The 25,131-nt window shown below is 61.3% G+C and carries 27 protein-coding genes; 15 read left to right on the top strand and 12 right to left on the bottom strand.

The features are described 5' to 3' along the window. Positions 1-26: 26 nt before the first annotated feature. The 4 genes from Q4481_RS03915 to Q4481_RS03900 are packed head-to-tail and all read left to right on the top strand — an operon-like array spanning position 27 to position 3,217. The gene (locus Q4481_RS03915) at positions 27-956 is read left to right on the top strand and encodes an AAA family ATPase (protein WP_304374977.1); all 930 of its coding nucleotides are present in this window, start codon (positions 27-29) and stop codon (positions 954-956) included. 2 nt (positions 957-958) lie between these two features. Next, the gene (locus tag Q4481_RS03910; RefSeq protein WP_304374976.1) at positions 959-2,194 is read left to right on the top strand and encodes a vWA domain-containing protein; all 1,236 of its coding nucleotides are present in this window, start codon (positions 959-961) and stop codon (positions 2,192-2,194) included. A gap of 10 nt (positions 2,195-2,204) precedes the next feature. Then, positions 2,205-2,534: an XdhC family protein gene (locus Q4481_RS03905; protein ID WP_304374975.1), complete on the top strand. Its 330-nt coding sequence runs from the start codon at positions 2,205-2,207 to the stop codon at positions 2,532-2,534. Then, positions 2,534-3,217, top strand: a complete 684-nt coding sequence (locus Q4481_RS03900; protein ID WP_304375091.1) for an XdhC family protein — start codon at positions 2,534-2,536, stop codon at positions 3,215-3,217. The genes Q4481_RS03905 and Q4481_RS03900 overlap by 1 nt, the downstream gene beginning before the upstream one ends. 52 nt (positions 3,218-3,269) lie before the next feature. On the opposite strand, the gene Q4481_RS03895 is transcribed toward Q4481_RS03900, so the two are convergent. The 6 genes from Q4481_RS03895 to topA form a co-directional block, all read right to left on the bottom strand. After that, a complete protein-coding gene (locus Q4481_RS03895) occupies positions 3,270-3,614 on the bottom strand; it encodes a RidA family protein (protein WP_304374974.1) in 345 nt (114 codons plus the stop codon). 179 nt (positions 3,615-3,793) lie between these two features. Further along, a complete protein-coding gene (rpmG, locus tag Q4481_RS03890; protein WP_304374973.1) occupies positions 3,794-3,961 on the bottom strand; it encodes a 50S ribosomal protein L33 in 168 nt (55 codons plus the stop codon). Positions 3,962-4,050: 89 nt separating this feature from the next. Then, entirely contained in the window at positions 4,051-5,226 is a 1,176-nt protein-coding gene (locus tag Q4481_RS03885) for an MFS transporter (protein ID WP_304374972.1), read from the bottom strand. Positions 5,227-5,357: 131 nt separating this feature from the next. Next, positions 5,358-5,822, bottom strand: coding sequence for a DUF983 domain-containing protein (locus tag Q4481_RS03880; RefSeq protein ID WP_304374971.1), 465 nt, complete (start codon positions 5,820-5,822; stop codon positions 5,358-5,360). A gap of 16 nt (positions 5,823-5,838) precedes the next feature. Beyond that, on the bottom strand, positions 5,839-8,184 hold the full coding sequence (gene rnr, locus Q4481_RS03875; protein ID WP_377353260.1) for a ribonuclease R: 2,346 nt from the start codon (positions 8,182-8,184) through the stop codon (positions 5,839-5,841). After that, positions 8,181-10,871, bottom strand: coding sequence for a type I DNA topoisomerase (topA, locus tag Q4481_RS03870; RefSeq protein ID WP_304374970.1), 2,691 nt, complete (start codon positions 10,869-10,871; stop codon positions 8,181-8,183). Before topA ends, rnr begins: the two co-directional genes overlap by 4 nt. A gap of 324 nt (positions 10,872-11,195) precedes the next feature. On the opposite strand from topA, the gene Q4481_RS03865 reads away from it, so the two are divergent. Further along, complete coding sequence (locus tag Q4481_RS03865; RefSeq protein WP_304374969.1) at positions 11,196-11,441, top strand: hypothetical protein; 246 nt, start codon at positions 11,196-11,198, stop codon at positions 11,439-11,441. Here Q4481_RS03865 and dprA read toward each other — a convergent pair. From dprA to Q4481_RS03845, 4 genes are all read right to left on the bottom strand, one after another. Beyond that, positions 11,373-12,524 carry a DNA-processing protein DprA gene (gene dprA, locus Q4481_RS03860; protein ID WP_304374968.1) on the bottom strand — a complete coding sequence of 384 codons (1,152 nt, stop codon included), beginning with the start codon at positions 12,522-12,524 and terminating at the stop codon, positions 11,373-11,375. The two genes, Q4481_RS03865 and dprA, sit on opposite strands and share 69 nt — an antisense overlap. A 5-nt stretch (positions 12,525-12,529) precedes the next feature. After that, complete coding sequence (gene plsY, locus Q4481_RS03855) at positions 12,530-13,159, bottom strand: glycerol-3-phosphate 1-O-acyltransferase PlsY (protein WP_377353257.1); 630 nt, start codon at positions 13,157-13,159, stop codon at positions 12,530-12,532. 80 nt (positions 13,160-13,239) lie between these two features. After that, positions 13,240-14,532, bottom strand: a complete 1,293-nt coding sequence (locus Q4481_RS03850) for a dihydroorotase (RefSeq protein ID WP_304374967.1) — start codon at positions 14,530-14,532, stop codon at positions 13,240-13,242. After that, positions 14,529-15,470, bottom strand: coding sequence for an aspartate carbamoyltransferase catalytic subunit (locus Q4481_RS03845; protein ID WP_304374966.1), 942 nt, complete (start codon positions 15,468-15,470; stop codon positions 14,529-14,531). Before Q4481_RS03845 ends, Q4481_RS03850 begins: the two co-directional genes overlap by 4 nt. Before the next feature lie 196 nt (positions 15,471-15,666). Here Q4481_RS03845 and Q4481_RS03840 point away from each other — a divergent pair, with 196 nt between their 5' ends. Further along, a complete protein-coding gene (locus tag Q4481_RS03840; protein ID WP_304374965.1) occupies positions 15,667-17,316 on the top strand; it encodes an acyl-CoA dehydrogenase family protein in 1,650 nt (549 codons plus the stop codon). An 11-nt stretch (positions 17,317-17,327) separates the two neighbouring features. Here the strand turns inward: Q4481_RS03840 and Q4481_RS03835 are convergent, their stop codons facing one another. Next, positions 17,328-18,083, bottom strand: coding sequence for a YoaK family protein (locus tag Q4481_RS03835; protein WP_304374964.1), 756 nt, complete (start codon positions 18,081-18,083; stop codon positions 17,328-17,330). A 311-nt stretch (positions 18,084-18,394) separates the two neighbouring features. Between Q4481_RS03835 and Q4481_RS03830 the strand changes: the two genes are divergently transcribed. From Q4481_RS03830 to Q4481_RS03815, 4 genes are all read left to right on the top strand, one after another. Continuing rightward, complete coding sequence (locus Q4481_RS03830; protein ID WP_304374963.1) at positions 18,395-19,036, top strand: TetR/AcrR family transcriptional regulator; 642 nt, start codon at positions 18,395-18,397, stop codon at positions 19,034-19,036. A gap of 14 nt (positions 19,037-19,050) precedes the next feature. Continuing rightward, on the top strand, positions 19,051-19,794 hold the full coding sequence (locus tag Q4481_RS03825) for an SDR family oxidoreductase (RefSeq protein ID WP_304374962.1): 744 nt from the start codon (positions 19,051-19,053) through the stop codon (positions 19,792-19,794). 114 nt (positions 19,795-19,908) lie between these two features. Further along, positions 19,909-20,076, top strand: a complete 168-nt coding sequence (locus Q4481_RS03820) for a hypothetical protein (protein ID WP_304374961.1) — start codon at positions 19,909-19,911, stop codon at positions 20,074-20,076. 157 nt (positions 20,077-20,233) lie between these two features. Continuing rightward, a complete protein-coding gene (locus Q4481_RS03815) occupies positions 20,234-20,566 on the top strand; it encodes a DUF6105 family protein (protein ID WP_304374960.1) in 333 nt (110 codons plus the stop codon). On the opposite strand, the gene ruvX is transcribed toward Q4481_RS03815, so the two are convergent. Then, on the bottom strand, positions 20,515-20,997 hold the full coding sequence (gene ruvX / locus Q4481_RS03810; protein WP_304374959.1) for a Holliday junction resolvase RuvX: 483 nt from the start codon (positions 20,995-20,997) through the stop codon (positions 20,515-20,517). The two genes, Q4481_RS03815 and ruvX, sit on opposite strands and share 52 nt — an antisense overlap. Positions 20,998-21,153: 156 nt before the next feature. Here ruvX and Q4481_RS03805 point away from each other — a divergent pair, with 156 nt between their 5' ends. The 5 genes from Q4481_RS03805 (at position 21,154) to gatA (ending at position 25,049) form a co-directional block, all read left to right on the top strand. Beyond that, on the top strand, positions 21,154-21,909 hold the full coding sequence (locus Q4481_RS03805) for a hypothetical protein (protein WP_304374958.1): 756 nt from the start codon (positions 21,154-21,156) through the stop codon (positions 21,907-21,909). Positions 21,910-21,997: 88 nt separating this feature from the next. Beyond that, complete coding sequence (locus tag Q4481_RS03800; protein WP_304374957.1) at positions 21,998-22,702, top strand: metal-dependent hydrolase; 705 nt, start codon at positions 21,998-22,000, stop codon at positions 22,700-22,702. 94 nt (positions 22,703-22,796) lie between these two features. Further along, positions 22,797-23,084 (top strand): Asp-tRNA(Asn)/Glu-tRNA(Gln) amidotransferase subunit GatC, encoded by a 288-nt coding sequence (gene gatC, locus Q4481_RS03795; protein WP_304374956.1) that lies wholly within the window; start codon positions 22,797-22,799, stop codon positions 23,082-23,084. A gap of 3 nt (positions 23,085-23,087) precedes the next feature. Continuing rightward, the gene (locus Q4481_RS03790; protein ID WP_304374955.1) at positions 23,088-23,549 is read left to right on the top strand and encodes a GNAT family N-acetyltransferase; all 462 of its coding nucleotides are present in this window, start codon (positions 23,088-23,090) and stop codon (positions 23,547-23,549) included. An 18-nt stretch (positions 23,550-23,567) separates the two neighbouring features. Then, positions 23,568-25,049, top strand: coding sequence for an Asp-tRNA(Asn)/Glu-tRNA(Gln) amidotransferase subunit GatA (gene gatA / locus Q4481_RS03785; protein ID WP_304374954.1), 1,482 nt, complete (start codon positions 23,568-23,570; stop codon positions 25,047-25,049). The last annotated feature ends 82 nt before the right edge of the window (positions 25,050-25,131 follow it).

The raw sequence follows: 25,131 nt of genomic DNA, 5'->3' as shown, positions 1-25,131 counted from the left end.
TTTGTCTGGCTGCCAAGGGAGAGATCATGACTGACAAGCCGACCTCTGCGTTGCCGGCCTCGATCGAGGAAACGATCGCGATGCTGGAAGCGCATGACTATCTCGCTGGCCGCTCGCTGGCGACGGTTCTGTTTCTGGCGCTGAAGCTCAAGCGGCCACTTTTTCTCGAAGGCGATGCGGGTGTCGGCAAGACCGAGATAGCCAAGGTGCTTTCGAAAGCGCTTGGCCGCGACCTGATCCGGCTGCAATGCTACGAAGGGCTCGACATTTCCTCGGCCGTCTATGAGTGGAACTACCCGGCCCAGATGCTCGACATCCGGCTGTCGGAAGCCGAGGGTGTGACTGACCGCGGACGCCTCGAAGGCGATCTCTTTTCCGAGCGGCATCTGATCCGCAGGCCGGTGCTGCAGGCGCTGTCGCCCTCCGCCAACGGAGCCCCCGTCTTCCTGATCGACGAACTCGACCGCACGGATGAGGCATTTGAAGCCTTTCTGCTCGAAATCCTGTCGGACTATCAGGTGACGATCCCGGAAATGGGGACGATCCGTGCCTCCGAGCCGCCGATCGTCATCATCACCACCAACCGCACCCGTGAAGTGCATGATGCACTGAAACGCCGCTGCCTCTACCATTGGGTGGATTATCCAAGCGCCGGCGTCGAACTCGATATCATCCATCGCAAGGTTCCCGGTTGCAATGACAGGCTGGCGCGCGAAGTCGTGTCCTACGTCCAGAAACTGAGGACGCTCGACCTTTTCAAGAATCCCGGCATCGCCGAGACGATCGACTGGGCCACGGCACTGACCGAACTCGACCGGGTGGCCCTCGACCCGGAAACCATTGCCGACACGATCGGGACGCTTCTAAAATACCAGGACGATATCAGCCGTATCACCGGCTCGGAGGGCCGCAAGGCGCTGTCCGATGTCAAGGCGGAACTGGCGGCGGCAGGCTGACGATGGTGGCAGGCCAGCAGGACGGGATCGTGATGCCGCCGGTGGCCAAAGGCGACGGGCGGCTTGCCGACAATATCGTCTATTTCGGACGGATCCTGCGACGCTCGGGCCTCAGGGTCGGACCCGGCGCCATCGCCGATGCGATCGAGGCGGTGAATGCGATCGGCATCGGCAGCCGCGAGGAGTTTCATACCGCGCTTTCCTGCAATTTCGTCAAACGGCGCGAGGACCAGATCGTTTTCGACGAGGCCTTCCGGATCTTCTGGCGGCCGCGCGATTTCGAAGGCAAGCTCATTCAGATGCTGTCGCGCATGACTCCGGATATCGGCGAGAAGGACAAGCCGAAGGCTGCTGCTGCGCGTGTGTCTGAGGCGCTCTATGCCGAACGGCAGCAGCCCGAGCGCGAGATCGAGGAGGTGGAGATCGATGCGCGCTTTTCGGTCTCGGAGCGCGAAGTGCTGCGGCGAACCGATTTTGCCCAGATGACGGCGCGCGAACTGTCGCTTGCCCGCCAGGAACTCGAGCGGCTGATCCTGCCGATGGACGAGGTCAGGACGCGGCGCTTCACGCCGTCGCTTCGGCCCGGGCGGATCGATCCGCGCGCGACGCTACGCGCGTCGATGCGGACCGGTGGTGAGCTCATGCTGCCGAAATGGAAGAAGCCGCGGATGGTGCATCCGCCTCTCGTCATCATCGCCGACATTTCGGGCTCAATGAGCCAGTACACCCGGATTTTCCTGCATTTCATGCATGTGCTGACCGAACGCCGCCGGCGGGTGCATACGTTCCTGTTCGGAACCCGGCTTTCGAATGTCACCCGTGCGATGCGTCACAAGGATCCGGACGAGGCGATCGCGCTTTGTACGGATACGGTCAAGGACTGGTCGGGCGGCACCCGCATCGGCGAGACGCTGAAGGAGTTCAACCGGCTCTGGGCGCGGCGTGTGCTGGGGCAGGGGGCGGTGGTGCTCCTGATCACCGACGGGCTCGAACGCGACGATGCCGACCTTCTGGGTCGCGAGACGGACCGTCTGCATCGGTCCTGCCGGCGGCTGATCTGGCTCAATCCGCTGCTGCGGTTCGACGGGTTCGAGGCCCGCGCCCGCGGGGTGCGCGCAATGGTTCCGCATGTCGACGAATTGCGCGCCGTTCACAATCTCGAAGCGATCGGCGATCTGGCCCGCGCTCTGATGGCCGGTCGTTCGCGCGATGCCGATCCACGCCGTTTCATGATCTGAGGAGATGCCCATGGGGACAGAAAGTGACTTTCAGGAACCTCTGGATATTGCCGAACGCTGGCTCGGTGAAGGGCGGCAGGTGGCGATCGCGACTGTGGTCGAGACCTGGGGTTCGGCGCCGCGTCCGGTCGGCAGCCATCTGGTGATCGATGCCGAGGGAAATTTCGAGGGCTCGGTTTCGGGCGGTTGTGTCGAAGGGGCAGTGATTTCCGAAGCGGCCGATGTCATCGGCAGCGGCAAGGCGCGGTTGCTCGAATTCGGAGTCGCCGACGAAACGGCCTGGCGGGTGGGTCTCTCCTGCGGCGGGCGCATTTCGGTCTATGTCGAAAGGCTTGGATGATGCGGATTGAGGATCTCAAACGTCTGAACGAGGAACGGGTTGCCCGGCGTTCGGTCCTTCTGATGACAGATCTCGGCAGCGGCGAGGGGCATGTGATCGCCGAGGGCGATACGGTCGATCCGTTGCTTCAGGATGCGGTGGAGAAAGCGTTCCGCAGTGGCAAATCCGGGCTGGTGGAAATCGATCAACTCAAGCTGTTTCTCAATGTACAAGTGCCGCCGCCGCGCATCGTGGTGATCGGCGCGGTTCATATTTCGCAGGCGCTGGCACCGATCGCCAAGATTGCGGGCTACGATGTCCGGATCATCGATCCGCGCACCGCCTTTGCGACCGAGGAGCGGTTCGCCGGTATCGATCTCGTCGCCGACTGGCCCGAGGATGTGTTGAAGGAACGACCGCTCGATGCCTTCACGGCGCTGGTTGCTGTGACGCATGATCCGAAGATCGACGATTTCCCGATCGCGGAAGCGCTCCGGACGGGCTGCTTCTATGTCGGGGCGCTCGGGAGCCGAAAGACCCATGCCAAGCGCGTCGAGCGGCTGCAGTCGTTGGGATTTTCGGATCAGGAGATCGCCAGGATCGATGCGCCGATCGGGCTTGATATCGGGGCGCAGAGCCCGGCCGAGATCGCCGTTGCGGTGATGGGGGCGATCATCAAGGCGTTTCGCACCCGGCCGGTCTGAACCGGCCGAATGCCACATCTATGCCGGCCCAGACAATGGGCCGGCCGCAGACTCAATCGAGTGCGGCGGTGACGATGAACTCGACCTTGTAGGCCGGGGTCGCGAGCTTGGCTTCGCTGGTGGCGCGGGCAGGCGTGTTGGCCGGATCGACCCAGGCTTCCCAGACGGCATTCATTTCAGCGAAGTAGGACATGTCAGACAGATAGATCAGCGTCTGCAGGATCTTCGACTTGGACGAGCCGGCCGCTGCAAGCAGGCGATCGACTTCGGCCAGCGCCGACTTGCACTGTTCGGTGATGCTTTCGCCTTCGCCGACCTGGCCTGCGAGATAGACCGTGTTGTTGTGAACCACGGCGCCGCTCATGCGGGGACCGGCATCGATACGCTTGATGGTCATGTTCTGCTCCTTGGATGGCTCTTTGCCGCCGCATGCTGCGGCTTCAGGCTGGGCTTTACGAAGGCTTGGCCTGCCGATCAAGCAGAAAAGGGCAAAGCGATGTGCTTTCCTCCGCACAAACGAAAAAGCGCGTCAAGCCGAAGCTTACGCGCTCATCGTTCCGAGACCGGAGACCAGGATTACTTGATCTTGGTTTCCTTGAACTCGACGTGCTTGCGCACGACCGGGTCATACTTGGTCTTGGTCATCTTTTCCGTGAACGTACGGCTGTTCTTGGTCGTCACGTAGAACGTGCCGGTGTCGGCCGTCGAAAGGAGCTTGATCTTGATCGTAGTAGCTTTCGCCATGGTCGTCCTGCCTTTAAAGAATTGACGCCGTTGAATCTCTGTCGATCCCGGCGAAATCTGCGCGGAAACTACGCATACAGGGCTAAAAGTCAAGCCTTGGTCGGATGGAAAATCAACCGCCACACCGCAAAAACGACAAAGCAGCCGAAGAAGCCGGTCAAAGCCCAGGCAAAACCGTCAGTTCCACCGAGATCCATGGCGGTCCCGATGACGGCCGGACCGGCTACGGTGCCAAGAGCATAGAAGAAGATGAAGGCGGCATTGGCGGCGGCGAGTTCCGTGCCGTGGAATCGCGAGCCGATATGACCGAGACCCACGGTATAGAGACCCGCAACGACCCCGCCCCAGATCAGGAGGAGGGCGGCGAGCAGCGTCCAGTAGGGCGCGATCATAGGCAGCAGCAGCGCACCAACAAGGCCGAAGGCGCCCATGATGGTCAGGAGCGCACGCCGGTCCCGCAGCCGGTCCGACAACATGCCGACGGGGATCTGGAAGGCGAAGTTGCCGATCGCCATTGCGGTCAAAAGACCGCCGGCCTGGGCTTCGGTGAAGCCGATTCGGGTTGCATAGAGCGGCAGAAGGGTCAGCCCGCCCGCTTCGACGGCGCCAAAGATGAAAACGGCCAGAATCGCTGTCGGAACGATGGTGATATATTTGAAGAAATTCGGATGCGGGCTTTCCGACAGGACCGGACTTTCCCTGCGGGCGACGAAGATCGGGATGACCGCCAAAAGGATGATGCCGGCCCCGACGATGAAGGGCAACACGCCTTCGCTGCCGACCAGCGAGAAGATCAAGGTTCCGGTGGCAAACCCCACCGACAGGATCGAGGCATAGAGTCCGAGAATCAGGCCCCGCCTTTTGGGAGGAGCTGCAACGTTGATCCAGAATTCCGACAGGATGAAAAGCGCCGTGGTGGCACCATGGAAGACGATTCGAAGCGGAAACCAGGCCCAGTAGTTGACGATGTAATAGAAGCCGAAGGAGCTTAGGGAGGCGATGACGATGGCCCAGATCATCGTCGTGGCAACGCCATAACGATGGGCGCACCAGGTGGTCACGGGGGCTGCCATCATGGCGGCAATGCCGGCCATGGCCGAGTTGATGCCGGTGAGGCTTGAGGAAATGCCACGCTTGTCGAGAATGAGCGACAGAAGCGGCAGTCCGAGACCGATCGCGATGCCCACCGCCGTGATGGCCGATATGGCGGCGATGAGCGACGGCCAATGAACCCTGTCGTCGTTAACCGTCGTCGCTTCAGTCATCACATGCAACTTTCATAACCCAGATCCCTGCGGCAACTGCCGCGAGGGATATATGTCCCCCATGTTCCCTGACAATGACGGTTGGGAACAGATTTTCATGTTTCCCCTACGTCATTTTCGATATTTTTTATTTAATCGACTGCCGGGGTGGAAGCGATCTTGTCTTCTGGCTCGGGTTCTTCGCCGCCGAATCCATGCATGCGCATCGCCCATTGCAGCCCGATCACACCGCCCTTGATCGGTTGGATCATGAGGAGCGCGAGTATCAGGGTCAGCGGCGACCAGATCGCGAGATGGGCCCAGTTCGACATCGGCCAGACCAGGTCGGTCATCATGAAACCGCCGACCACGATATGGCCGACGATGACGATCACCAGGTAAGCGGGCAGATCGTCGGCACGCTGATGCGAAAGATCCTCGCCACAGGCGGCACAGTTGTCGACCGGCTTCAGAAAGGCGCGGAACATCTTGCCACTGCCACAGGCCGGGCAGCAGCCAAGCATGCCGCGCTTGATCGCAGTCATGACATCGCGGTCGCGCGGCTTCGTCTTCGGCGCATTGGTCCACAGTTCGGTTGTCGCAGTGCTCTCTGCCATCCGTGTCTCTCCTGTTCTACCTGCGGCCGCGTGGCGGCCGGGTTCCGGGTTTCCTACCTGTAATATCGCGCTTCTTTTTACCGGCCTTGTGGAAGGACCGGATGGCGCCTGGCATTTTGCGACCTTCACTGATGACTTCGAAACGTAACGCACCCGCAAGCGGAATGGCTTCCACCAGCTTGACCCTGACAGGATCGCCAAGGCGATAGCCGAGGCCGGTACGCTCGCCCGACAGAGCCATATGGGCTTCGTCGAAGATGAAATAGTCGCTCCCCAGCGTAGATACGGGCACGAAGCCATCGGCGCCATAGGCAGGTAGTGAGACAAATAGTCCGGATTTGGTGACGCCGGCGACACGGCCATCGAACTCCTCGCCGATGCGCCCGGCGAGATGATGGGCGATCAGCCGGTCAACGGTCTCGCGTTCGGCGGCCATGGCGCGACGCTCGAAGGTGGAAATCTCGGCCGCGACATCATCGAGCTGGTCTTCCTCCTCCTGCGTGATGCCGCCGGCACCGAGGCCGAGGGCTGTCACCAGCGCCCGGTGGACGACCAGGTCAGCATAGCGACGGATGGGCGAGGTGAAATGGGCGTAGCGCAGGAGATTGAGGCCGAAATGGCCGATATTGTCGGGACTGTAGATTGCCTGGCTTTGCGAACGCAGCACCATTTCATTGACCATCGTCTCATGCGCATGGCCGGAAACCTTTTGCAGGATCTGGTTGAAATGGTTGGAGCGGAGAGAACCCGTGGCGAGCGACATTTCCAGCGTTTTCAGGAAATCGCGCAGGCTTTCCTGCTTGGCGAGCGAAGGCGCATCATGGACGCGGTAGATGAGCGACTGATCCTTCTTTTCCAGCGTTTCGGCTGCGGCCACATTGGCCTGGATCATCATCTCCTCGATCAGCTTGTGGGCATCGAGCCGTTCTGGAACGACGACCCGGTCGACAGTTCCGTCAGCCTTCAGCAGGATCTTGCGTTCCGGCATGTCGAGTTCGAGTGGCTGGCGGCGGTCGCGGCCGATCTTCATCGCGCGATAGGCGTCCCAGAGCGGCTTCAGCACCGGTTCGAGCAGCGGCCCGGTCTTGTCGTCGGGGGCGCCGTCGATGGCCGCCTGGGCCTGCTGGTAGGAAAGTTTGGCCGCACTCTTCATCATGATGCGATGGAAGGTGTGCGATGCCTTGCGCCCTTCCTTGGAGAAGACCATGCGCACGGCAAGGGCCGGGCGATCGACGCCTTCCTTCAGCGAGCAGAGGTCGTTGGAGATCCGTTCGGGCAGCATCGGCACAACGCGATCCGGGAAATAGACAGAGTTGCCGCGCTTGAGCGCCTCGCGATCGAGCGGCTTGCCGTAGCGGACATAGTAGGACACATCGGCAATCGCGACGACGACGATATGGCCACCGGGATTGTCGGGCGAGGGGTCCAGCTCGGCATAGACGGCATCGTCATGATCCTTGGCATCGGCCGGATCGATGGTGACGAGCGGCATCCTGCGCCAGTCCTCGCGGTTCTTCATGTCGGCGGGGCCGGCCTCGTCGGCCTCCTTCATCACCGCCTGCGGGAAGATGTGGGGAATGCCGTGCGAATAGATGGCGATCATCGAGATCGCCTTTTCGGAGGCGACCGAACCGATGACCGAAACGATCTTTGCCCGCGGCAGGCCATAACGGCCCGTGCGCTGGGTTTCGATCTCGACCAGATCGCCGTCCTTGGCGTTACCCCGGTCTTCCGGCGCCACATCCATCTCGTCGCCACGCCGTTCGATCGGGAGGACGCGCCCCAATCCATCGCCGAGATCGCGATAGACGCCGATGGCAGCGGCACGCCGCTTTTCGAGAAGCTTGATGACGCGCGCCGTGTAGGCGGGACCGCCGCGCTCCTTGTTGGGGAAGATCTTGGCGACGATCCTGTCGCCGATCCCGGCTGCCGGCGTGCGGGACTTGCCGCGATCGCCGCTCGACTGGCGCACGAGCACGGCAGGGGCGACGCCGGCCTCGTCGGGCCATTCTGCTGGCCGGGCGATCAGTTCGCCCGAAGAGTCGCGCATGGTGATATCGAGAACCGTCACCGGTGGCAGGGCGCCCGGTCGCATCAGGCTCTTGCGGCTCTTTTCGAGCAGACCGTCGTCCTCGAGCGCGCGCAAGGCAGCCTTCAGTTCGATGCGTGCATCGCCCTTGAGGCCGAAGGCCTTGGCGATCTCGCGCTTGTTGGCGCGATCGGGATTGTCCTGGATGAATTCCAGGAGAATTTCGCGCGGCGGAACCACACCCTGAATGATCGTGGGTCTTTCATTCGCACCGGGTTTGCCCCGCTTGCCGTTCTGACCGGTCGTCCTGGGTGTCTTTGACAATCTCGTCACGCTTTCCTTGTCTTGGCTGCGGCTTTCGCCTTGGGTTCGGCCTTCGCCTTGGTGGTCGTGCTTTTCTTGGCCGCCGCCTTGGGCTTGGTCGTCTTAGTCTTGGCTTTATCTTCGCCGGCTTCGCTGGCGGCTGCCTTCTTGCGCGCCGGTTTCGCCTTGCCAGCGGGTGCCTTGGCCGCGCGTTCGGCGATCAGCGCCAATGCTTCCTCGATCGTCACCGATGCCGGATCCTTGCCCTTGGGCAGGGTCGCATTGATCTTTTCCCAGTTCACATAGGGACCGTAGCGTCCGTCGCGGACGGTGATCTTGCCGCCATCGGGATGGTCGCCGAGATCCTTGAGTGCCGCAGGAGCCGATCGCGCACCGCGACCCCCGGGACCCTTCGCGGCCTTTTCGGCAATCACGGTCACGGCGCGGTTGAGGCCGATCGAGAACACATCCTCGACACTTTCGAGATTGGCGTAGGAACCGTCATGCAGCAGGAAGGGGCCATAGCGGCCGATGCCGGCGGAAATCATCTTGCCGCTTTCGGGATGGGCACCGATATCGCGGGGCAGATTGAGCAGCGCCAATGCCTTTTCGTGATCGATCGAATCCGGCGTCCAGCCCTTGGGCAGGCTGGCGCGCTTGGCTTCCTTGCCATCGCCGCGCTGGACGTAGGGTCCGAAACGGCCCGAACGGAGGGTGATCTCCTCGTCCGTCATCGGGTCCTTGCCGAGTGCCACGGGTTCGCCGGAGAGCGTCGCATCGCCCTCGTTGCCGTCGCTGGAAAGCTGGCGGGTGAAATTGCATTCCGGATAGTTCGAGCAGCCAACGAAGGCGCCGTAACGGCCGAGTTTCAGCGACAGTTTTCCGGATCCGCAGACCTGGCAGGTGCGCGGGTCCGAACCATCAGCGCGCGGCGGGAAGAGAAGCGGCGCGAGCGCATCATTGAGCGCATCGAGCACGTTGGTGACGCGCAGTTCTTTGGTGACCTCGATCTGAGAGAAGAAGTCCTTCCAGAAGTCGCGCAGCACGTCCTTCCAGTTCAGATCGCCGGCGGAAATGCTGTCGAGCTTTTCTTCGAGCGAGGCCGTGAAGTCATATTCGACATAGCGGGTGAAGAAATTCTCGAGGAAGGCGGTAACGATCCGGCCCTTGGCATCGGGAATGAGCTTGCGCTTGTCGATGGTCACATAGCCGCGGTCGCGCAGCGTGGCGAGAGTGGCGGCATAGGTGGAGGGCCGGCCGATGCCGAGCTCTTCCATCTTCTTGATCAGGGTTGCTTCCGAATAGCGCGGCGGCGGCTCGGTGAAATGCTGGCTGGCATTGATCTTTTCCTTGCCGAGGCTTTCCTGGGCTCGGATATCGGGCAGACGACCATCTTCGTCGTCGCCGCTCTCGTCTTCCTCGCGCTGGTCAGTATAGGCGGCGATGAAGCCGTCGAACTTGATCACCGAGCCGACCGCACGCAGACCGGCCTTGCGGCCGCCATTTTCGGCGATGATTTCGGCCGTGGTGCGTTCGATGTCGGCGCTTGCCATCTGGCTCGCGATACCGCGCTTCCAGATCAGCTCATAGAGGCGAAGCTGGTCGGCATCGAGATAACGGCGCAGGCTTTCGGGCGTGCGGCTGAAATCGGTCGGGCGGATCGCTTCGTGCGCTTCCTGGGCATTCTTGGCCTTGGTGGAATAGAAGCGCGGCTTCTCCGGCAGGTACTTGTCGCCGAACTGGTTGGCGATGGCGCGGCGGGCAGCATCGATCGCTTCGGGTGCGATCTGGACGCCGTCGGTACGCATATAGGTGATTAGACCGGTGACTTCGCCGCCGATATCGAAACCTTCATAGAGCTTCTGGGCGACCTGCATGGTGCGGGAGGCCGAAAAGCCGAGCCGCGAGGAGGCGGCCTGCTGCAGCGTCGAGGTGGTGAAGGGCGGGCCGGGATTGCGCTTGACCGGCTTGGCTTCGATACTGTCGACGCGGAAGGCGGCACCTTCAAGCAGGGACTTGATGTCGGTGGCCTGGTCGCCGTTCTGCACACCGCGCGGCGGCAGGCGCTTTCCTTCAAGGCTCACAAGACGCGCTTCGAACGTATCGTTGCGCGGGGTCTTGAGAAGCGCGGAAATGTTCCAGTATTCTTCGGCAACGAAGCGCTCGATCTCTGTCTCGCGATCGCAGACCAGCCGCAGCGCAACCGACTGCACGCGGCCTGCCGAGCGGGCACCTGGCAATTTGCGCCAGAGAACCGGCGACAGGTTGAAGCCGACGAGATAATCCAGCGCGCGACGGGCGAGATAGGCATCGACCAGCGGTTCGTCGATATCGCGCGGCTCGGCCATGGCATCGAGCACGGCCTTCTTGGTGATGGCGTTGAAGACGACGCGCTTGACCGGACGGTCGCCGATCACCTTCTTCTTCTTCAGAATGTCGAGCACATGCCAGGAAATGGCCTCTCCCTCGCGATCCGGGTCGGTTGCGAGAAACAGTCCGTCGGATTTCTTCACCGCATCGGCGATTTCATTGATTCTCTTGCTCGATGCCGAGTCGACTTCCCAGGACATGGCGAAATCTTCATCGGGGCGGACAGAGCCATCCTTGGCCGGCAGATCGCGGACATGGCCGAAAGAGGCCATGACCTTGTAGCCGGGGCCCAGGTACTTGTTGATTGTTTTGGCCTTTGCAGGCGATTCGACCACGACAATATTCATACCAAATTTCCGCCCGACGGCCTTTTCAACTCAAACGGCAAAAGCATGTATCCCGCAGCACTTGCAGCGTGGTCGGCTCTCCGCTTTTTTGTCCACCAAGTGCGGGCTTATAGCCTTGCCTTGATGGTGATTGCAATGCGCAAAGGCTGAATATCCTTTCATTGCCCTGAAACTCTCGGCCTACCGGGGCAAAATCCTGATACAACGCGATACAACCTAAGTGGGAATACAATTGTGTTGCAATTAATGATATGTTTATTTATGGTTTTCGACGTGTGGAAGATTTTATGTTAAATATACAACCTAGAGTATATGTGGCGCGAGATGACCAAAGTCGAACTGAACGCCGGTACAATGCCAACGTCGCGGGAACGCATTGCCTATGTGAAACAGATGCTGGGTGAACTGACACATGTCGCCCGCTCGGAAAGGGCCGAACTTCTGGTGTACCTGCTCGAAATGGCCTTCACCGAGGCCTGTGATCTTCTGGGCGAAGGCAGCTCAGCCCAGGGGAAGGTCGATGGATACAAGTCCGCCGCGATGGCGATGAAGCCGGCCGGCAAGATCTAGCTCCAAGAGCGCGAGATAGACTTTTTGCGCCGGCAGGCCGGTATGGCGGATGACATCATCAACCTCGACCGGCGTCGGTCCAAGCGCCTCGACGATGCGGGCGCGATCATCATCACTCGGCGGCGGCTCCATCGATCCGTCGTCGCTGCCCGGCGGTTCCTCGGCAACCGGCGTCGAGAACAGATCCATCCGGGTCAAGGGAGCCAATGCGCTGAGGATATCGTCGGCTTCGGTTGCAACCGAAGCGCCCTGTTTCAAGAGATTGTTGGTGCCCTGGCAGCGCGGATCGAGTGGCGAGCCCGGGACAGCAAAGACCTGGCGTCCGAAATCGGCGGCCATTCGGGCGGTGATCAGCGAACCGGAGCGGATCGCAGCCTCGATGACGACCAGACCGAGGCCGATGCCGGCAATCAGCCGGTTGCGGCGCGGGAAATCGCGCGCCCGCGGTTCCCAGCCGAATGGCATTTCGGAGATGGTGATGCCGCGTTCCTGATAGAGCCGCTCCAGAAGCGACTGGTTTTCAGGCGGGTAGGGGCGATCAAGACCACCAGCGAGCACCGCGACCGTTCCCGTCGACAGGCTCGCCGTATGGGCGGCCGCATCGATGCCGCGAGCAAAACCCGATACGATCGTATAGCCGCCGCGACCGATTTCCTGGGCGAGATGGCTGGCGAATTTGGCGCCGGCGATCGAGCAGTTGCGCGAACCGACGATGCCGACCGCAGGCGCAGTCAATGCCTTGGCGTCGCCCCGGATCGCGATCAGTGGCGGGGCACCTTCGATCTGGCGCAGAGCGAGCGGATAATCGGCTTCGCCGATGCCGACAAAACGGGCGCCGAAACGCCTTGCCACTTCGAGTTCGGCCTCGGCATCGGCCACGGAGGTCACACGGATCGAGCGCAGCGCGCCGCCGCGTCGGGAAAGTTCCGGCAGCATGTCGAGCGCGTTTTCCGCCGAGCCGCAATGGTTGATGAGTTCACGGAAAGTGACGGGACCGACATTGTCGGAACGGATCAGGCGCAGCCAGGCCAGTCTCTGACGATCGGAAAGCGCGATGGATTTCGATGCGCCTGCCGAGATCAAAGATCCTATCCCTTCTTGCCGATCCTGCTTTCAGTCCCTGTGAGCAGGCGCTGGATATTTGCGCCATGCTTGACATAGGCGATGACGGACATCAGTGCGGCCAAAACCGCCACCTTGTGATCACCGGCCGCCCACTGCACCAGCGGAACCACAACCATGGCCACCAATGCAGACAAGGAAGAGTAGCGTGTGATTGCAGCGGTTGCAATCCAGACAAGAAGAAAAAGAAGGCCCATCTGCCAGTTGAGGCCGAACATGACACCGATATAGGTCGCCACACCCTTGCCGCCCTTGAAATTGAGCCAAACGGGGAAGATGTGGCCGAGGAAGGCGGCAAGACCGGCAATCACGCCGCCTTCGAGGCCCAGGAAATGGCTGGCAAGCAGCGCCGGCACCGTGCCCTTGAGGGCGTCAAGCAGAAGGGTTGCGGCTGCAAGTCCCTTGTTGCCGGTGCGCAGCACATTGGTAGCGCCGATATTGCCGGAGCCGATGGCACGCACGTCGCCAAGACCGGCGAGCTTGGTCAGGATCAGTCCGAACGGGACCGAACCGGACAGGTAACCCATGACGGCGGCGATGATCGCGGGCACGGCCGCAATGTTCCAGGTGGTCAGAGCTTCCAATGTTCCCCCCATCGGCATTAAGGATGCTGACGACTGGTTTCCCCAAATTCGGCGCGGTCGTCAATCGGCTTTCGCAATTGTCAGATTACGGATCAGCCGTTCAGGTCGAAAACCTTCCTGCCGCCGACATAGGTCACCACCGCCCGGCCCGAGAAGCGAGCATCTTCGAACGGGGTGTTTTTCGAACGCGACACCAGCTGCTCTTTCACGCAGATCCACGGCTCATCGAGGTCGATCAGGGTGATGTCGGCAGCCGCACCCGGCTTCAGCGTGCCGCCGGGCAGACCGAAGATTTCGGCCGGCTTCGTCGACATGGCATCGATCAAGCGCATCAGCGGCACCGAACCGTCATGGTGGAGCCGAAGCGCTGCTGCGAGCATGGTTTCGAGCCCGATCGCACCGTCCTCTGCCTCACCGAAGGGCAGGCGCTTGGTATCGACATCCTGCGGATCATGCGACGAGACGATGATGTCGATTTCGCCACGGGCGAGCGCTTCGACCATCGCCTTGCGATCATCTTCTGCCCGCAATGGCGGATAGAGTTTGAAGAAGGTGCGGTATTCGCCGATGTCGTTCTCATTGAGTGACAGGTTGTTGATCGAGATGCCGCAGGTGGCTTTGACGCCGCGCGCGCGCGCCATGGTCATTGCCTCGACCGAGCCGGGAACGGAGATCTGGGCCGCATGATAGCGGCCATTGGCAAGACCGGCGATACGGAGGTCGCGCTCGAGCGGAATGATCTCGGCTTCATGCGGAATGCCCGACAGGCCGAGCCAGCTTGCGAGCAGCCCCTCGTTCATCACGCCACCGGCGCCGAGATATTTGTCACGAGTTTCAAGCGAGATCACCGCGCCGAAATCGCGGGCATAGGTCAGCGCCCGGCGCAGCACCTGGGCATTGTGAAGAGGCTTGCGGCCGTTCGAAAAGGCGACGGCCCCTGCTTCGAGCAGGAGGCCGAACTCGGTCATTTCCTCGCCGGCGAGATCCTTGGTCAGGGCCGCTGCGGGATAGACATTGACGGGCGAAGTGTCGCGGGCCGACTTGCGGACGAATTCGACAAGCGCGATGTCGTCGATCACCGGATCGGTATCGGGCATCATGATGAAGGAGGTGATGCCGCCGGCGGCAGCGGCGCGTCCGGCCGAGGCAATCGTCTCGCGATGTTCGCCGCCCGGTTCGCCGGTGAAGGTTCGCGCATCGATCAGGCCTGGCGTTGCGACCAGCCCGCGGCAATCGCGGCGAACGGCGCCTTCGGGAATACCCTGGTTGAGCGCGCCGCGGCCCGCTTCGGCGATGATGCCATCCTTGACGATGATCGCACCGTCTTCGTCGAGACCGCGCGAGGGGTCGATGATGCGGACATTGTCCAGAACCAGGGTGCTCATGCGCGTTCTCCGCCATTTTCCGACAGCAGCAGGGCTTCCATCACCGCCATGCGCACGGCGACCCCCATTTCGACCTGTTCGCCGATCACGCTCTGCGGACCATCGGCAATCTCGGACGCGATTTCGACGCCGCGGTTCATCGGCCCCGGATGCATGACGAGTGCATCGTCCTTCGCGGCCTTCAGCTTTTCGGCATCGAGACCGTAGAAATGGAAATATTCGCGCACCGAGGGGACGAAGGCGCCGGACATGCGTTCGCGCTGCAGGCGAAGCATCATGACCACATCGGCATCCTTCAGCCCTTCCTTCATGTCCTGGAACACTTCGACGCCCATTTCGCGAATGCCGGAGGGCAGAAGCGTGGAGGGCGCCACGACCCGGACGCGGGCGCCCATGGCGTTAAGGAGCAGAATGTTCGATCGCGCGACGCGTGAATGCAGCACGTCGCCGCAAATGGCGACGATGATGCGGGAGAGCTTGCCTCTGGCGCGCCGGATGGTCAGCGCATCGAGAAGCGCCTGGGTCGGATGCTCATGCTGGCCGTCGCCGGCATTGACGACCGCGCAGGACACTTTTTGGGCGAGGAGCGCTGCCGCACCAGCAGCGGAATGGCGGATCACCAGCACGTCCGGCCGCATGGCGTTCAGCGTCATGGCCGTATCGATCAGCGTTTCGCCCTTCTTGACGGACGAGTTGCCGACCGACATGTTCATCACATCGGCACCGAGGCGTTTTCCGGCCAGCTCGAAACTGCTCTGGGTGCGGGTGGAGGCTTCGAAAAACAGGTTGATCTGCGTCAGGCCGCGCAGCGTGGAGGTCTTCTTCTCTCGCTGGCGGGAGATCTTGACCGCTTCATCGGCCTTGTCGAGGAGGAAGGTGATGTCCTGTTCGGTCAGACCCTTGATGCCGAGGAGATGCCGATGCGGGAAAAAGACCATGAGCGCGGATCCTTCCAGAAAGTTGCTCGGTCTATAGAAGTGACGCGAACGCGGGGCAAGGCTTGATGTTGAGGAAAATCGGCCCATCCACACCAGTGATGGCCGGTAACAGAGCCGATCCGATTTTCAACAGGGATTGTGTGACAGGGCTATTGGCCCTAGTGCATGGAATGCCGAATCTGCCTAAGGCTGCACCATGGAAAAGAATATCGACCTGACGCCGGAAGAACTCAACCAGCCGGAACCCTGGAGCGGCATCAATGCCTATCGCTCCGATCCGCTGCTGGTGGATATTTCCAGTGCTATGAGCAAGGCCACGCGCGACGAATTCGAGGCGCTTGGGCGCTATGTCACGGCGCACGAGGCGCAGGAACTGGCCCGCATGGCCAATGAGAGCCCTCCGAAACTGCGGACACATGGTCCGCGCGGCGAGCGGCTCGACGTGATCGATTTTCATCCCGCCTGGCATGCGCTGATGCGGCGCTCGATCGGCAACGGGCTTGCTTCCTCGATCTGGGAAGGGCGGCCCGAAGAAAATGGGCTGCGCCATCGCGCCCGTGCCGTTCGCTTCTTTCTGACCGCCCAGCTCGAATGCGGCCATCTTTGTCCGCTGACGATGACGTCTGCTTCGCTTGCGGCCATTCGCGCCAATCCGCTGCTGTTCAAGAGCTGGAGCGAGAAGATCGTCGGTCGCAAGTACGAATCGTCCAACAAGCCGGCGCAGGAGAAGGCAGGCGTCATTCTCGGCATGGGCATGACCGAGAAGCAGGGTGGTACCGATGTGCGCGCCAACCGTTCGGTCGCCGACAAGGTGGGCGACGGCATCTATCGGCTGACCGGCCATAAATGGTTCATGTCGGCACCGCAGGCCGATGCCTTCGTCATGCTCGCCCAGACCCGCGAAGGCATGGGCTGCTTCCTGGTGCCGCGATTGCTCGAGGATGGCAGTCGCAACGGGTTGCGCTTCCAGCGCCTCAAGGACAAGATCGGCAACCGTTCGAATGCGTCGAGCGAAGTGGAATTTTCCGACACTTACGGCTTCCTGCTCGGCCAGCCCGATCACGGCATCCGCACCATCATCGAGATGGTGACGCTGACGCGGCTCGATTGTGCGCTCGCCTCGGCCGGCATCATGCGCGCGTCGCTGGCCGAAGCCGTGCATCATATTCGCGGCCGCTCGGTGTTCGGCAAGATGCTGATCGACCAGCCGCTCATGACGCGGGTCGTCGCCGACATGGCGCTCGATGTGGCGGCCGCCACAGCACTTTCCTTCCGGCTCGCCCAAGCGTTCGATACCGCGCATCAGAGCGAGGAAGACGCTGCCTATCAACGCATCATGACGCCGGTGATCAAATACTGGGTCTGCAAGATCGCGCCATCGCTTATCTATGAGGCGATGGAGTGCCTTGGCGGTTCCGGTTATGTCGAGGAACGGCCGATCGCCCGCCATTATCGCGAGGCGCCGGTCAATGCGATCTGGGAAGGGTCGGGCAATGTCATGGCGCTCGACGTGCTGCGCGTGCTTGCCCGCGACCGGGGCCAGTTCGATATTCTCTTCGCCGGCCTCGAAAGGGATCTCGGCCCGACCGGCAGCAAATCGGTCGATGTGCTGCGGGCTGCCCTTGCGCTTGCCGAGCGTGACGAGGGGACGGCGCGTTTCCTCGTCGAACAGCTGGCGCTCGCTGCCGGAGCCGCCGAATTGCAGCGGCTCGGGGCCGGCAGGGTGGCCGATGCCTTCCTTGATTCCCGGCTCGCGGGCGGATGGCGCAACACCTATGGCATGATCGACAGCCGATACGATGCGCGGTTCATCATCGATCTTCTCTATCCCGATGCCGCGCACTGACCGGGATCGCGTTAGCGTATTCCGCTGAAGAACGTCCGTATGTCGCGTGCCACCGGAAAGGCTGCCATCAGCGCGACGATGGCGGCAAGACCTGCGGCTGCGACGAAGCCGAATGTCTGAAAGGCGGTGGCGCCCAGAATGCCGCCGCTGAAAAACAGCATGACCATGGAGACGAGCAGCGCCAATTTCTGGCGATCGGCGCGAACGGGAGGCTGGCCCGGCAAGGGCGGCGACAGGTTCCAATAGAAGAGCTTGCCGATCTCGATCCCCATGTCCGTCACCAGGCCGGTGACATGGGTGGTGCGGATGCGGCTGTGCGAAAGCTTGGTGATGATGGCATTCTGCAGCCCCATGATGAAGCAGAGCAGCGCCACGGTCGAGGAGACATAGAGCCAGGCCTGCGGTTCGAGACGTTCACCGACCAAGCCAAAGAGAAGGAGCAGGGCTGCCTCGAGGGCCAGTGGCAGGGCATATTCGCCATGAAGCTTCCGCCGGCGGCCCCAGTTGACCAGGATGGCGGAGACGGCGGCGCCCGCAACGAAGGAAAGCACGGCACCGAGCCCGGCCAGCACCAGCTGGCCTTCGCCGAGGACCATGTTGTCGGCCATCGACGAGATGATGCCGGACATGTGTGACGTGTATTGGTGGACGGCCATGAAGCCGCCAGCATTGACGGCTCCGGCCACGAAGGTGAGGATATAGGCCAGATGCCGGTCGGCATCTTCATTGCGTTCGCGTGACGCCAGTTGCGCCAGAAAGTCTATCATTCCATGCTCCGCCGGATCGAGCCGATGGTCGTCGGCGTCCGATGTCGATCCGCAATAGGCAAGCGAGGCGACTGCCTCGCCCTGGATTGCACTTGATCATGCTGGGTGCCCGTAATGAACGGGACGAGGGTGGGATGGCACAGGAAAGAAGCCTGCCGCTGCGTGGTTTCCGGTGCTGCAACTGACTATTGCAAAAAAAGCGAGGGATGGAAAGTCTTGCTGTTGAAAGCCCGGGATTGGCGGCCCGGCTGCAATTGTCACCAGCTGGTGCGGCTCCTAATCTCGCGCCGACGAATCAACCGGAGAATGGCATGGCAGCAGGCATATTGGCGACGAAGCAACAACCCGAGGTGCCGCCGCGCAACCGCGAGGCCACCCAGGCCCGGATTCTGCGGGCCGCTTCGGAATTGCTGGCGGAGAGCGGCTTCCAGAATTTCGGCATCAACGCGGTGGCGCGGCGAGCCGGGTGCGACAAGCAGCTGATCTACCGCTATTTCGGCGGCATGGATGGTCTGGTCGATGCGATCGGCGTCGAGCTGGCCGGTTGGGTGGAAGACAAGATGCCACCCGACAGCGGCGGCGGTTTTCTGCTGACCTATGGCGATCTCGTCGAACGGCTTCTGTTGCTCTTCATGGAGGCCTTGCGCGGCGACCCGTTGATGAAGAAGATCATCGCCTGGGAGATCTCGGAAAACTCGCCGCAGGTGCGCCGGCTTTCGGAATCACGATCGAAGGCGCTGGCCAACTGGATCGATCGCGTTCGTGGCAGTATGGCGGCACCGAAGGGGGCAGAACCTGCGGTGATCAATGCCGCACTCATCGGCATGGTGCAGCATCTTGTGCTTGCGGGCGAGGCGGGAGGCCGGTTTGCCGGCATATCACTTGCAAGTGACAAGGATTGGGACAAGGTGGGGCAGGCGGTCCGCAAACTGGTTCGCGGCGTCTATCCCTGAAGGGGAGAGGAACAATGAAAGCCATTGTCATTACCGGCGGAAGCCGCGGGATCGGTCGCGCCGTGGCGCTCTTGGCTGCGGCGCGCGGCTGGGCCGTCGCGATCAACTATCGGCAGGATGATGCCGCCGCGCGCGACGTCGTCGAGCGGATCGAGGCTGAGGGCGGGCGAGCGATTGCCGTGCGCGGCGACGTGACCCGGGAGGCGGATGTGGCGGCGCTCTTTGCTGCCGCTCGCGCTGCCTTTGGCGATATTGCCGGCGTGGTCGTCAATGCCGGCGTCGTCGCGCCATCGTCGACACTCGCTGACATGTCCATCGAGCGGTTGCGCACCATCTTCGATATCAATGTGCTCGGCTCCTATCTGACGGCGCGCGAGGCCGCGCGGGCAATGTCGACCGACAGGGGCGGGGCCGGCGGCTCGATCGTGCTCGTCTCCTCGGCTGCGGCGCGGCTCGGATCGCCGAACGAATATGTCGATTATGCCGGCGCAAAGGCGGCGCTCGATACGCTGGCGATCGGTCTTTCAAAAGAGCTCGGTCCGGCCGGGGTTCGCGTGAATGCGGTGCGGCCCGGTCTGATCGATACCGACATCCACGCTAGCGGCGGCCAGCCGGATCGCGCCGCGCGACTGGGCAAGGGAACGCCGCTCGGTCGGCCCGGGAGTGCTGAGGAGGTCGCCGAAGCCATCATCTGGCTTCTGTCGGATGCGGCTTCCTATACGACCGGTGCGATCGTCGATGTCACCGGTGGGAGATAAGGCGGTTTTTCCACCGCTGCCGCTTCGAAATTAACCTTAACAAATGGTTTACGTTGCGCGACAAGCCGTTAACTGTGACAGTGATCCCATCGATCACCGGGGCAGGAGGCTCAGATGGCGCAGGCATTTGCAAGGCTTTTCAAAGTCTCGGCAATCGGCTTCGCACTGGCCTTCATCGCCAAGGATTTCAGCGTGCCCTTGTTCATGCTCGCGCTCATGGGGCTGTTCGACCGTCTGGTCGGAGAGCCTGTGTTTCGTGGCAGGCAAAACCCGCTGACCTGAGAGACCGGATCAACCGGTTCGCATGATCGTTTCAGTTCGGGTTTCGGCGATCGGGGACAACGATGCCGAAGCCATCACAACAGCGGAATGTTCCGGCTGTTGACCGGGGGACGTGTCCGCGGCTCTGGCCGCGGACACACCGGACAGGGGCGTGTGGATGAAGTGGGTTCTGATTTTCTGGGCTTTGCCGATCGTGCTTCTTGGCAGCTGGTACGGCCTGTCCTACTACGACATCAATTTCGGATTGCTGATCCTGACACGGCAGATGCATGATCTGGTGTTCCAGATTTACGGCCATATTCTCGGCCTGCCGCCGGAAAGCATTCCGCCGCTGGTTCTGCGCGCCATCATTGTCGATACGTTTCTTCTCGCTGGCCTGATGGCCTTCCGCCGTCGCAAGGCTATTGCCGCCTGGTGGCAGGCCCGCAAGCTTACGGGTCAGAAGGAGCCGGCATTGGCGATCGACGACAATCTGTCGAGTGCGCCCTGAAGAATGAAGGAGGCGGCGGCGGAATCGATCCGCTCGGCCCGCTTCTTGCGCGACACATCCATCTCGATCAGCGCGCGCTCGGCGGCGACCGTCGAAAGTCGCTCATCCCAGTAAACGAAGGGAATCGCAGTCTTCTGTTCCATGTTGCGGACGAAGGCGCGGGTCGCCTGGGCACGTGGCCCCTGGCTTCCGTCCATGTTGATCGGCAGGCCGATCACGAAGGCCCTGACCTCTTCCTTCGCCGCAAAGGCCAGCAGCACCTCGGCATCGAGCGTGAATTTCTTGCGATTGATGACCGGGCGAGGCGTCGCAAAGCGGCGTCCCTTGTCCGAAAGCGCAAGCCCGATCGTGGTCGTGCCGAGGTCGAGACCTGCGACGAGATCGCCGGGTGCGAGCGTCGTTGCCAGCTCGTCGATCGTCAGGATTGCCATGGTCGCCTCTCAAATCCTTTATGTCCGCAAAACCGGACAGCGTTCTTTGGTTCACTTAACAATTTGCCAGACAAAGGCAACGAGGCAAATCGATCGGTTGCATTTCTCTCGTCTTGGCGGTCATGATACCAAGAATTTCCGGACAGGAGGAAATGCGTGTTTGGTTGGACAGTTCCGATTGTGCTGGCCCTGGCCGGCTTTTGCGGCGGATGGTGGATCCGCAGGCATGTAACGGGTTCGCGACGCATTGGCGTCTGGCTCGTTTTTCTCAGTCTTCCCTTTGTCATCCTGTTTGGCGTGCTGGTTTCCCAGATGGATCCGACGCTATCGGCGGAGCGCAACAGCAACAATCTCGCCTTCGGGTTCGTGCTCTATTCGATCGTCATGGCAATTCCCTGGTTTGCCTCGATCGCGATTGGCGCCATCATCGCAAAGCCCAAACCTGAGATGAAACCGAAACCGGTTGCGCCGAAGCGTGAATCCCAAAGGCAACAGCCGGCAGAGCCTGAACCGGACGACGGGTTGCCGCATTGGAAACATCCGGACCGCCCGCTTCTCGATCCGCCGCAACTGGCACACCTCCTGCGCGACATGGCGAGCCGGCACGGGATCGATCCGGAGCTCTTGCCATCCTTTTCACCACCGTTTGCCGGTGATGGCGATTATGTCTTCCGCGAGAAGTTCGACTATAACTATGTGCGGATGAAGGATGGAAAGGCGCTGTTCGAGCATAGTTCGGCCGTTGCCGACCAGCTGCTCTATGACGTGTTCGCGGAACTGTCGCGAAGCTGCGCTAGAAGCAGTGACAGCGGGACCGAAGCGAGCCGACAGGATCGGGCAGAATTCCTCGCGGCCATCGATCCGCGCTGGGCGAGGTACTTTCTCAAGGTGGAAGGTTTTTCAACAGCTTGATGCTGTTGGAGTTTAAAATTTCCACGATGTTCATTGCGGTTCGCAACAACGGCTCTTAAGTTTCCTGCCAACCAACAGGGAGAAGAAGATGAAAATTCATTGGCTTGGTCATTCCGCTTTCCGTCTTGAAACCAAGAATGCGGTGATCCTCATCGATCCGTTCTTGAGCCATAATCCGTCCTTTTCGCATCAGGATCGCAAGGCTGCCGTCGCCGGGGCCAGCCATATTCTCCTGACCCATGGCCATATGGACCATGTCGGCGATGCGATCACGCTTGCGAACGAACTGGATGCCGAGGTGGTGGCAAATGCCGATCTCGCCGCCTGGATCGGCAAGAAGGGTGTCAAAAAAACCAATCCGGGCAATACAGGTGGGACCATCCATACGGGCGGGTTCTCGGTGACGTTCGTCAATGCGCTGCATTCGTCGGCTCATGTGACCGAGGATGGCGTCTCGCACGCGCTCGGCAATGCCAATGGTCTCGTGCTGCATTTCGATGACGAGCCGACGCTTCTGCATATGGGCGATACCGACATTTTCGGTGACATGGCGCTGATCAACGAACTGCATCAGCCCGATATCGGCCTGGTTCCGGTGGGCGACCGTTTCACCATGGGCGGTGCGGTTGCAGCCCTGGCCTGCCAGCGCTATTTCTCCTTCGACACCGTCATTCCCTGCCACTATGGCACGTTCGGCCTGCTCGAGCCGAATGCCGACAAGTTCGTCAGCGCCATGGAAGGAACGAAAACGCGAATGGAAGTGCCGGCGCCCGGCGGGATCGTGACGATCTGACGTCGATTTTCAACCATGCCCGCATTCAAGACCGTTGCGCGCTTGGCCCTGCGGCTTTATAGCGGGCATGACCTTTTCATGACTGGAGACTGTGATGTCAGTTGATGTGGCGACTGTCAAACGTGTGGCGCGGCTGGCCCGTCTGGCCGTAAGCGAAGACGAGGCCGTGCGGATGACCGGCGAGCTCAATGGCATTCTCGGTTTCGTTGAACAATTGTCGGAAGTGGATGTCGATGGCGTCGAGCCGATGACGTCCGTGACGCCGATGGCGATGAAAAAGCGCGCCGATGTCGTTAATGACGGCAATATCGCCGACAAGATCGTTGCCAATGCACCGATGACCGCAGAGAACTATTTCCAGGTGCCCAAGGTCGTGGAGTAGGCCATGGCGCTTTCCGTTGCCATAGAATCGCCGTTGCAGGATGAGGTCCGGGCTCTGGTTTCCGAGCTCAACGCCCATCTTCTGAGCCTGACTCCGCCGGAATTCTGTTTTCACCTGTCGGTGGAGGAACTTGCGGAACCCGACTGCACCCTCTGGGTCTGCCGGGAGCATGGCGAGGCCGTTGCCTGCGGTGCGATGCGGCGCCATGGAAAGCGGATCGGCGAAGTGAAGCGGATGTATACCCGCCCCGAATGGCGAGGCCAGGGCATCGCCCGCCGTATTCTGGGCGAAATGGTCGACAAGGCGATGAACGAGGGAATCGAGACGCTCGTTCTCGAAACCGGTGACCGTCATCCCGATGCCTGGGCGCTTTATGAGAAAGCCGGCTTCACCCGTTGTGGCCCGGTGCTCGACTATCCCAACTCCGAATTTTCGGTCTTTTACCACAAGCAGCTTGCTGCCTGACACGAAGTGAATTGATCCATGAGCGAACTGACCAGCCTGACCATCGCAGAAGCCCGCGCCAAGCTCACCGGTAAGGAAATTACCGCCCAGGAGCTGACGGAGGCCTATATTCAGGCGATCGATGCCGCCAATCCTGCCATCAATGCCTATGTGGCGCTAACGCCGGAGATTGCCCGCGCACAGGCCAAGCAATCCGACGAGCGCATCGCTCGCGGCCAGGCCGGCGCACTCGAAGGTATTCCGCTTGGCATCAAGGATCTCTTCGCCACCAAGGGCGTTCACACGCAGGCCTGCAGCCACATTCTCGATGGTTTCAAGCCGGAATATGAATCGACCGTGACGCAGAACCTCTTCAATGACGGCGCCGTCATGCTTGGCAAGCTCAACATGGACGAGTTCGCCATGGGTTCGTCCAACGAAAGTTCCTATTACGGCGTGGTGAAGAACCCCTGGCGTGCCAAGGGCTCCAATGCCGATCTGGTTCCCGGCGGTTCGTCGGGCGGTTCTGCCGCTGCCGTTGCCGCCCAGCTCTGCGCCGGTGCAACGGCAACCGATACCGGTGGTTCGATCCGCCAGCCGGCCGCGTTCACCGGTACGGTCGGCATCAAGCCGACCTACGGACGCTGCTCGCGCTGGGGCATCGTTGCTTTCGCCTCGTCGCTCGATCAGGCCGGTCCGATCGCGCGTGACGTGCGCGATGCCGCCATTCTCCTGAAATCGATGGCGAGCACCGATTCGAAGGACACGACCTCGGTCGATCTGCCGGTGCCGGATTACGAGAAGGCGATCGGCCGCTCGATGAAGGGTATCCGCATCGGCATTCCGAAGGAATATCGTGTCGCGGGCATGCCGGAGGAAATCGAATCCGTCTGGCAGAAAGGCATCGCCTGGCTGAAGGACGCCGGTGCCGAGATCGTCGATATCTCGCTGCCGCATACCAAATATGCGCTGCCGGCTTACTATATCGTCGCACCGGCGGAAGCCTCGTCCAACCTCGCCCGTTATGATGGCGTCCGTTACGGGCTCCGCGTCGAGGGCAACGATATTACCGACATGTATGAAAAGACCCGTGCCGCCGGTTTCGGCTCCGAGGTCAAGCGCCGTATCCTGATCGGCACCTATGTTCTGTCGGCCGGCTATTACGATGCCTATTACATCCGGGCCCAGAAGGTGCGGACGCTGATCAAGCGCGATTGCGAACTCGCCTTCAATGCGGGTGTCGATGCGATCCTGACACCGGCGACCCCGTCGTCCGCCTTCGGCATTGCCGATGAGGACCTCGCCAACGATCCGGTGAAAATGTATCTCAATGACATCTTCACTGTGACGGTGAACATGGCCGGCCTGCCGGGCATTGCCGTACCGGCCGGTCTCGATCACAAGGGTCTGCCGCTCGGCCTGCAGCTGATCGGCAAGCCATTCGACGAGGAAACCCTGTTCCAGACGGCCCATGTGATCGAACAGGCCGCGGGCAAGTTTACGGCCGAGCGCTGGTGGTAAGAAGCCGACGCTCCCGGCCAGACCGAGAGCGGCAGCGGGCGTATCAATGAAACGATCGAAACGCCGCGATATCAGAAACTCG

The sequence above is a fragment of the Fluviirhizobium alvei genome, from assembly GCF_030551875.1.
In the GTDB taxonomy this organism is placed as follows: domain Bacteria; phylum Pseudomonadota; class Alphaproteobacteria; order Rhizobiales; family Rhizobiaceae; genus Rhizobium_E; species Rhizobium_E alvei.
The sequence above is the reverse complement of the archived record's forward strand: the minus strand, read 5'-3'. Positions and strand labels throughout refer to the sequence as shown.

Excerpts from the sequence above, each read along its gene's own strand:
- Q4481_RS03850 (WP_304374967.1), bottom strand. The coding sequence starts at position 14,532 with ATGAGCACCCTGGTTCTGGACAATGTCCGCATCATCGACCCCTCGCGC.
- rpmG (WP_304374973.1), bottom strand. The coding sequence starts at position 3,961 with ATGGCGAAAGCTACTACGATCAAGATCAAGCTCCTTTCGACGGCCGAC.
- plsY (WP_377353257.1), bottom strand. The coding sequence starts at position 13,159 with ATGGGGGGAACATTGGAAGCTCTGACCACCTGGAACATTGCGGCCGTG.
- Q4481_RS03790 (WP_304374955.1), top strand. The coding sequence starts at position 23,088 with ATGGCGCTTTCCGTTGCCATAGAATCGCCGTTGCAGGATGAGGTCCGG.
- ruvX (WP_304374959.1), bottom strand. The coding sequence starts at position 20,997 with ATGGCAATCCTGACGATCGACGAGCTGGCAACGACGCTCGCACCCGGC.
- Q4481_RS03880 (WP_304374971.1), bottom strand. The coding sequence starts at position 5,822 with ATGGCAGAGAGCACTGCGACAACCGAACTGTGGACCAATGCGCCGAAG.
- Q4481_RS03915 (WP_304374977.1), top strand. The coding sequence starts at position 27 with ATGACTGACAAGCCGACCTCTGCGTTGCCGGCCTCGATCGAGGAAACG.
- Q4481_RS03885 (WP_304374972.1), bottom strand. The coding sequence starts at position 5,226 with ATGACTGAAGCGACGACGGTTAACGACGACAGGGTTCATTGGCCGTCG.
- Q4481_RS03830 (WP_304374963.1), top strand. The coding sequence starts at position 18,395 with ATGGCAGCAGGCATATTGGCGACGAAGCAACAACCCGAGGTGCCGCCG.
- Q4481_RS03835 (WP_304374964.1), bottom strand. The coding sequence starts at position 18,083 with ATGATAGACTTTCTGGCGCAACTGGCGTCACGCGAACGCAATGAAGAT.
- Q4481_RS03820 (WP_304374961.1), top strand. The coding sequence starts at position 19,909 with ATGGCGCAGGCATTTGCAAGGCTTTTCAAAGTCTCGGCAATCGGCTTC.
- Q4481_RS03895 (WP_304374974.1), bottom strand. The coding sequence starts at position 3,614 with ATGACCATCAAGCGTATCGATGCCGGTCCCCGCATGAGCGGCGCCGTG.
- Q4481_RS03905 (WP_304374975.1), top strand. The coding sequence starts at position 2,205 with ATGGGGACAGAAAGTGACTTTCAGGAACCTCTGGATATTGCCGAACGC.
- gatC (WP_304374956.1), top strand. The coding sequence starts at position 22,797 with ATGTCAGTTGATGTGGCGACTGTCAAACGTGTGGCGCGGCTGGCCCGT.
- topA (WP_304374970.1), bottom strand. The coding sequence starts at position 10,871 with ATGAATATTGTCGTGGTCGAATCGCCTGCAAAGGCCAAAACAATCAAC.
- Q4481_RS03815 (WP_304374960.1), top strand. The coding sequence starts at position 20,234 with ATGAAGTGGGTTCTGATTTTCTGGGCTTTGCCGATCGTGCTTCTTGGC.
- Q4481_RS03800 (WP_304374957.1), top strand. The coding sequence starts at position 21,998 with ATGAAAATTCATTGGCTTGGTCATTCCGCTTTCCGTCTTGAAACCAAG.
- gatA (WP_304374954.1), top strand. The coding sequence starts at position 23,568 with ATGAGCGAACTGACCAGCCTGACCATCGCAGAAGCCCGCGCCAAGCTC.
- Q4481_RS03825 (WP_304374962.1), top strand. The coding sequence starts at position 19,051 with ATGAAAGCCATTGTCATTACCGGCGGAAGCCGCGGGATCGGTCGCGCC.
- Q4481_RS03900 (WP_304375091.1), top strand. The coding sequence starts at position 2,534 with ATGCGGATTGAGGATCTCAAACGTCTGAACGAGGAACGGGTTGCCCGG.
- Q4481_RS03865 (WP_304374969.1), top strand. The coding sequence starts at position 11,196 with ATGACCAAAGTCGAACTGAACGCCGGTACAATGCCAACGTCGCGGGAA.
- Q4481_RS03910 (WP_304374976.1), top strand. The coding sequence starts at position 959 with ATGGTGGCAGGCCAGCAGGACGGGATCGTGATGCCGCCGGTGGCCAAA.
- Q4481_RS03840 (WP_304374965.1), top strand. The coding sequence starts at position 15,667 with ATGGAAAAGAATATCGACCTGACGCCGGAAGAACTCAACCAGCCGGAA.
- Q4481_RS03845 (WP_304374966.1), bottom strand. The coding sequence starts at position 15,470 with ATGGTCTTTTTCCCGCATCGGCATCTCCTCGGCATCAAGGGTCTGACC.